At 33.2% G+C, this 6,662-nt stretch carries 6 protein-coding genes and 1 riboswitch; all 6 genes read right to left on the reverse strand.

Features of this window, described 5'->3' with window-relative positions; translation table 11 throughout:
- Nucleotides 1–174: 174 nt before the first annotated feature.
- Complete coding sequence (locus ACTNDN_RS08690; RefSeq protein WP_031538642.1) at nucleotides 175–588, reverse strand: CoA-binding protein; 414 nt, start codon at nucleotides 586–588, stop codon at nucleotides 175–177.
- Between the two features lie 533 nt (nucleotides 589–1,121).
- Nucleotides 1,122–2,825 carry a glycosyl hydrolase family 18 protein gene (locus tag ACTNDN_RS08695; protein WP_441131082.1) on the reverse strand — a complete coding sequence of 568 codons (1,704 nt, stop codon included), beginning with the start codon at nucleotides 2,823–2,825 and terminating at the stop codon, nucleotides 1,122–1,124.
- A 161-nt stretch (nucleotides 2,826–2,986) separates the two neighbouring features.
- Nucleotides 2,987–3,412 (reverse strand): GNAT family N-acetyltransferase, encoded by a 426-nt coding sequence (locus ACTNDN_RS08700; protein WP_441131084.1) that lies wholly within the window; start codon nucleotides 3,410–3,412, stop codon nucleotides 2,987–2,989.
- A 168-nt stretch (nucleotides 3,413–3,580) separates the two neighbouring features.
- On the reverse strand, nucleotides 3,581–4,165 hold the full coding sequence (gene thiT, locus ACTNDN_RS08705; protein ID WP_031538646.1) for an energy-coupled thiamine transporter ThiT: 585 nt from the start codon (nucleotides 4,163–4,165) through the stop codon (nucleotides 3,581–3,583).
- A 68-nt stretch (nucleotides 4,166–4,233) separates the two neighbouring features.
- A riboswitch (TPP riboswitch) is annotated at nucleotides 4,234–4,332 on the reverse strand.
- 112 nt (nucleotides 4,333–4,444) lie between these two features.
- A complete protein-coding gene (locus ACTNDN_RS08710; protein ID WP_441131085.1) occupies nucleotides 4,445–5,707 on the reverse strand; it encodes an MFS transporter in 1,263 nt (420 codons plus the stop codon).
- On the reverse strand, nucleotides 5,691–6,296 hold the full coding sequence (locus tag ACTNDN_RS08715) for a TetR/AcrR family transcriptional regulator (protein WP_235251536.1): 606 nt from the start codon (nucleotides 6,294–6,296) through the stop codon (nucleotides 5,691–5,693). Before ACTNDN_RS08715 ends, ACTNDN_RS08710 begins: the two co-directional genes overlap by 17 nt.
- Between the last annotated feature and the right edge of the window lie 366 nt (nucleotides 6,297–6,662).

Raw genomic sequence — 6,662 nt, forward strand, 5'->3', positions numbered from 1 at the left:
TAGGAAAAACGAATAAGTTTATTAAATCAGTTTCCATTTTTAGCATATGATAACGTTTTATTTAATCAAATTACAGGAATGTTTTATGTATTCTTTGCATGTTGGAACAAAAAAAACAGAATGATTTTTTATAACCATTCTGCTTTTCACCCATATCTATTTTAATATAATATCCTATTTCGTCATTGCATGTTCCACTTTAATACAGCGATCCATGATCACTGTATAGCCTTTTTCTTTTAATTGATTAAATGTTTCTTCATGTACGAGACCTAATTGTGCCCAAAAAACATCTGCGTCAATTTTTTCAAACTCTTCTGCAACCTCTGGCAAATATTCAGATCTTCTAAATACATTGACAATATCAACATGTCCTTCAATGTCTGTTAATTTTTTTACAGCTTTAACGCCGAGCACTTCATCTACTGTAGGATTAACAGGGATGATTTCATAACCTGCATTCTTCATTGCTTCAGATACCATATAAGAGGTTCGTGAAGGATTATCACTTAAACCGACTACCGCAATTCTCTTTGCCTTTTTTAGAATAGCACCAATTTCTTCTCGACTCGGATTATTAATTGCCATTATATTCGCTCCTTTTCCAATCATTTTTTATACGTTTCCCCAAAAGCAGGAAGAAAAAACAATAGAATGCCATTAAAGCTTTCTTCCTTATACAATAGCAAATATTGCTATTTTCTGAAAGATTGATCCATGAATTAAATATTGGATTATCATCACCAACATGCAACTTTGGTAGCTCTTGTTGAACTGTCTAACTGTTTCTTTACTCCTTCTTTAAATAGATTAGAAGTTCCTAAAAGAATAATCATTTCACTATCATCCAACTTTTAACAATCAATTATTCTCCTGTTCAAGTCGCAGAAGAGTCTACTTCTTCAACAGAAAATATTGCAAAGCTTATCCAAATCATTCAAAATGACACGGAAACGACCATCGATACGATGAAGAAAACTTCTGAAGAAGTTCAATTCCTCTTTAGCGCTTGCTCAATTAGCAGATGAACTACAAAATATAGTGAAGTTATTTAAAATATAAAAAGACATGAAAAAAACCACTTTCCAATTTAAGAAAAAGGTTTTTTTCTGTTATTGCTCCTACTTCTCTAACGTTAATGCTGTCCAAGCTGTTTCATTGGCAAAAGTCCGCGACCAGCTTCCAAGACCAGCTAAATTATACTTTTCTACTAATTCAGCTCTTTTCGCCAAGGATAATTCATCCTCTAGCCAAATTTTGTACGTTGATTTTGTTTCTTTATCAACATATTCCCCGTAGTTTTGACCACTAACTTCGTCATATGTTGGAGTAACATTATGCTCTTTTAACCATTCCTCCACACTTGCCATGGAAAGGGATTTAGAAGAAACTTCTCCATTTTCTTTCTCCTCCCACAATCGTGCATATAACGGTACTCCTAAAACGAGCTTATCACTTGGTACAACATCAAGTAAGGTTTCTAAATTTGCTTCCACCCAAGGGAAACTCGCAACACTTCCAGAAATCGGACTTGTTGCCCAATGTTCATCATATGCCATCACAATAAGATAATCGACTATTTCTGCCAAATGGTCTCTTTGCAGGAATGCAGAATAATTTCCGTCTGCAATAAAGGTAATATCCATCGAAACCGTAATGCCTGCCTCATGTAAATAGGGCGTTGCCTCTCGAACAAACTGTGTTACATATTTCCCATCTTCTTCGCGAACATTCTCAATATCGATATTTAGACCATTTAATTTATACATTTCACTGTAGACCAAAAGCTGCCTGATAACGGTCTGTCTTTTTTGATAATCCTTTAAAACTTCATGTGTTTTATCCGGATCAAAATCATTGGAGAATAACCCCCATACTTGATAACCCTGTTTATGTGCCCAATCTACATAGGCTGTTGACCCTAAATTTGATACATTCCCATCATTTCCAGAAAGCTTAAACCATGTTGGAGATACAACATTTACTCCGCTCATTTTTGGAATGCTTGAAGTGTCTGGATTTCTTGAATATACTGCTTCCCAGGTCAATTGAATTGGTCCATCGATTTTGTTCAGCTTTGGTTCCAGCTGTTCTAATTCGACCTGAACTACTTCTGATTTTTCTTTTTTCACGTATTTCTTTTTTACGAAACCTGCGATTCCATTCTCTTTTCTGACAAAATAGAAATCTTCTACTTCATTTTCAATCGTTACCTGTTCACCAGGAACTAACTCATCCGTATAAGGAGCAGATAATGTTGCACCAGAACGCAATTTGGTGAAATCCTGCCTGACTTTTTTAGAAGTAAATGTTCCATCCGCTCTTTCTTGTCCATTCTCTTCCAAGAGTACTACTTGTTCTTTTTCTAAAATCGTATATTTAATCGGATAAAACGTAGCTAATGGATCTAATGCCACATAAATTGTCCCGTCCTCATCTTTTAAAGGCTGAAAGGAAAGCTCTGTATTCTTATCATTAACATAATAAGAAACAGAATCAGTTGGAAACTGAATAACTTTATCTTTTGTCGTCACAATAACAGAATTACTATTTTCATCATATGTGATACTTCCATCTATTTTTTCCTGCCAAATACTTAATGGTAAATATACTGTATCTTTATCAAAAATAGCATTCCCAATTTGTTCACCATTCAATAAAACTGGATTTTCTCCTTGAAAGTAATCCACTTTCTCCTTATTACCAAACGGATAGAGAAAAAGCAAAATAATGGATATAACTACTACTAAAACCGCTATAATAAGACCAACAATTACTTTTTTATTTGTTGGTTTTTTCTGAAACGAATAATTTATTTCTGTCATTTGTTCCTCCTTGGAGTTGTTCATGGAAAGTCGAGTTACTAGAATAATAGACGTAATGGGAATATCCCTAGTTTCATATTAACATATAATTCGACAAAAAAAGAACCATCCAACAGATGGCTCTCCTTTCCTACTAATCAAATTATATGTATTATACAAAATCATCTATTCCATTCAGCAAACGTTTTTCTAAATCCATAAAAAGGGCGAAAACCTTTGTTTTCATAATAGGTTTGAGAAGTACTAGAAGCAAGCATTTCTACTCTAGTTGTTGGATATAAGCTGTGTACATAGTATAGAAGTTCCTGCCCCACGCCTAATCCCCTATAAGTTTGGTCAATGAGTAATTCGCAAATGAATAGAGTTATCGATTGATCGGTGATTCCTCTAATATAGCCTATTATTTTATCATCAACGATTGCAACATAAGCAATATTCGAATGATTCCAAGCAGCTTTTGCATCATCCTTTTTCTTCACTAGATTGCTCCATGCTTCTTGTTCATTTAAGGTGTGAATCGACGAAAAGTCAGCTTCTTTATAGGAACGAATTTGAATTTCTATCCCATTTTTTAACGTAATCATCATATTGTTTTAACCTTCTTTCCTGTAGAGTCTTACTGGTTTAAGAGTGTGAAAAGCATTTTACTATCATTATTATCGATGCATTTCTTTCATCAACAGATTCTTTTTTGTAATATTATACAACAAAAAAGGCGCTCCCTCAGGAGTGCCTTTTGATACTTAATACGGACCTTATTTTTTCGCTATCCCATTTGATGGTCTATCAAGCACAATCCGTGGTGCTGAAATTAATAAAAGAACGAGGATTATAGAACATAGTATTGTTGCTCCTAAGTATGAACCACCGTTTACAATCAAGGAATTGATAAATGGTGACATTCCTTCTGGTGCATAGCTCGCCCAAATAGTCACACCTGCAATGAAATGCCAAATATAGCGAGTAAATCCACCAACAACCACTGCCAAAATAATTAAGCCAGTCGCTAACCCTTTTTGTTCCGTTTTTAAAGCATTTTGAATAGATGAAGCAAATAATCCAGCAAATCCAATACATGCAAAAGCAAATAAATATTCTAAAATTACTTGCCAAAAACTTAATGCCTGCAGATCACCGACAACTATTTGTAAAACGCCCCATAAGAAACCTGCAATAGTGCTAGCTTTAAAGCCCCAGCGAAAAGCTACGATAAAAATAGGTACCATTGCAAAAGAAATGGATGTGTTAAAAACGGGAATGGATGGCAATAAATCTAGAATAAGTGCAATGGCAGCCATGATTGCCACTTCTATCATGACAACTAATCTCATATTTTTCATAAAAAAAACTCCTTTTATTGCAGACCAAAAGGAGAACTAACGCGCGAAATGAATTATATAGCTTACTATATGAACTCTTCCCACATTCCTACGTTAGAATTAACTAACAGGTTCGAAGGGTCAGATCTATTGATCACTCTCAGCATTACGCTCCCCTTGTGGTTTGCTTATTATCAATTATAGTTATTATAGCATAAATTTTCATTTAAATAGGCCTTTTCCTTAAATAAAGAATATTCAAACTTTAAAGTTTGCAACAATAATAATAGTAGAATTTTATTAAATTATTTCTGTTATGTTCACTTGCTTTTTAGAATTAGTTTCTTTTTTAACAACATAACCCATTAATAACAACCCTACTATCCCAAATGAGAATAATCCTAAAGACATTGTTAAGTCGGATAGATTACTGCTTATCGTAATGGCTAGTCCAGCTAAAATCATTTGACCTTGACCAATTAATCCATTTAAAGCTAAATAAGAACTTCGGTAATTTTCATTCACTAAATCTGCAAGGATGCTTTGATTAATCGGAACATACATTAATTCACCTATTGAAATAAACAGCATGATAATAATAAGCCATACTGGTGAAGAAATATAAGTTAGAATACAATAACTAACAACAAATAAACACATGCCAATAAAATATTGCTTATAGTCAGATAGTTTTTTCATCATCCAAGTAACCATACCCACACAAAAAACTACAAATATGGTATTTTCCGCATGAAGAATCCCCACCATATTTATGCCATTAACAGGAAGGATACCGAAGAGAATAGTATCTTCCATCGTATCTCTTAAGTGAATGGCGATATAATTCGTTAAATGATTCTCAAGAGAAAAGATAAGTAAACAGGAAAGTAAATAAAGCATAAAAGTTTGGTCCTTCCAAACATATTGATAATTAGACCAAATTGTAGATTTGGATGTATGAGCATTCCTTATATCATGCCTTTTCATTAGCGATTCTTTAATAAATAGATAAGTAATGAAGCTAGATATAATTGAAACAAGGCCGACTGAAAAGAAGAAATAGAAATGATAGTCCATAAAGAAAAAAGCCCCTGTAATGGTTCCAAGTGCTGTTGCTGAATTAGCTAGCCAGTACATCGCTGTAAAAACAAATTTCCGTTGCTCTGCTAATACTAAATCATGAATCATTGCAGTAGAAGCGGGGAAAAACATGCCATTAAAAAATAAATTAATCATAAATAAACCAGCGCTAATATATGGAAGATTAATCCATGGTGAATTAAAGGCTGCAATGACAAGATAGGTTATACCTACCCCTAGTTCTGCAATTATCATCATTTTTCTTCTGCCGATTCTATCTGATAAGTAGCCACCTATTAATGCGCCAATTATACCAGATAAGATGACTATGATAACAATTACTCCGGTTATCGTAGTTCCAATTAATGAACTAAAATAAACAGAAATATAAGGGATTATTGCACTAGATGTTATAGAAGTAACAAATTGTAAATACATGCGAATACGAAGAGAAATATGCAATTGACTAAATGTTTTCATCATCACGTTTCCCTTCCATTCCAAATAAGCGATAAGCTTGATTTGTAAATGCACGCGTAAACATAGGGTAGGCTTGATCTGAATAGGTTAACCTTGCCCCCATTAAGAATGCTAGGTATCCATAACCAACCTCTTCAGGATTACTTTTTGGTAAAAAACCCTTTTCCATTCCTGTATGAACTATTTCTTGAATATAACCTAAAAAAAGTACGACAAATTCGTCTAGTGCATTAATTTCAGAGAACCTATCTGGCTGTCCAATCACATATTGGACAATGCGGAGTTCTTTTTCTGACTCCATAAATAAATCAAGATGTTTTCGAATAATATCTTTTAATTTTTCTTCGGTTAAATCAGTAAGTTCTTTCTTGGTTTCATTTATAACCTTTTTAAATAATTGCAGAGGTCTATTAACGCATTCTGTAAACAAAGCCTCCTTGTTTTCATAATAAGTAAATACGGTTCCAAAACTAACACCAGCTTCTGCAGCAATATCCTTAATAGTTGTTTTACTAAAACCATTATGTGAAAACAATTTTAACGCTGCCTTAAAAATATCATCTTTCTTTTGTTCAGATCGTGGTTTGGCCATATAAATTCTCCATTCTTTTTAATTGATTGATTAATCAATCATATTATATAAAAGAAAATAATGGTAGTCAATCTTTTATTAAATTTTCAATCTATTTACTCCCCCTCTAAACAGAGACAAAATGAAATAGAGAAGCTGTAAAAGACGAAGAATCTCTAATGTTGCTCTTAAATAAAGCTTCATTCATCTCATCTACTGCTGAGAATTTCTTTTTTTAAATATAGTCAAGTATAATAACCTAATTCGTTTTATTACGCTACAAACACTCGATACACGATTGAGTCAAGTTTTTGTGGGAGTTTTTTTAGCTCCCTTTTTATAAAATAAAACTTTTAATTTTGTATCCGCTTTCTAAACATTTTCTTT

The organism is Niallia sp. HCP3S3_B10 (assembly GCF_052064465.1).
Lineage (GTDB): Bacteria > Bacillota > Bacilli > Bacillales > Cytobacillaceae > Niallia > Niallia hominis.

What these genes read in the sequence shown, in the direction of transcription:
- ACTNDN_RS08690 (WP_031538642.1), bottom strand. Translation starts at nt 588, where the DNA reads ATGGCAATTAATAATCCGAGTCGAGAAGAAATTGGTGCTATTCTAAAA.
- ACTNDN_RS08695 (WP_441131082.1), bottom strand. Translation starts at nt 2,825, where the DNA reads ATGACAGAAATAAATTATTCGTTTCAGAAAAAACCAACAAATAAAAAA.
- ACTNDN_RS08700 (WP_441131084.1), bottom strand. Translation starts at nt 3,412, where the DNA reads ATGATGATTACGTTAAAAAATGGGATAGAAATTCAAATTCGTTCCTAT.
- thiT (WP_031538646.1), bottom strand. Translation starts at nt 4,165, where the DNA reads ATGAAAAATATGAGATTAGTTGTCATGATAGAAGTGGCAATCATGGCT.
- ACTNDN_RS08710 (WP_441131085.1), bottom strand. Translation starts at nt 5,707, where the DNA reads ATGATGAAAACATTTAGTCAATTGCATATTTCTCTTCGTATTCGCATG.
- ACTNDN_RS08715 (WP_235251536.1), bottom strand. Translation starts at nt 6,296, where the DNA reads ATGGCCAAACCACGATCTGAACAAAAGAAAGATGATATTTTTAAGGCA.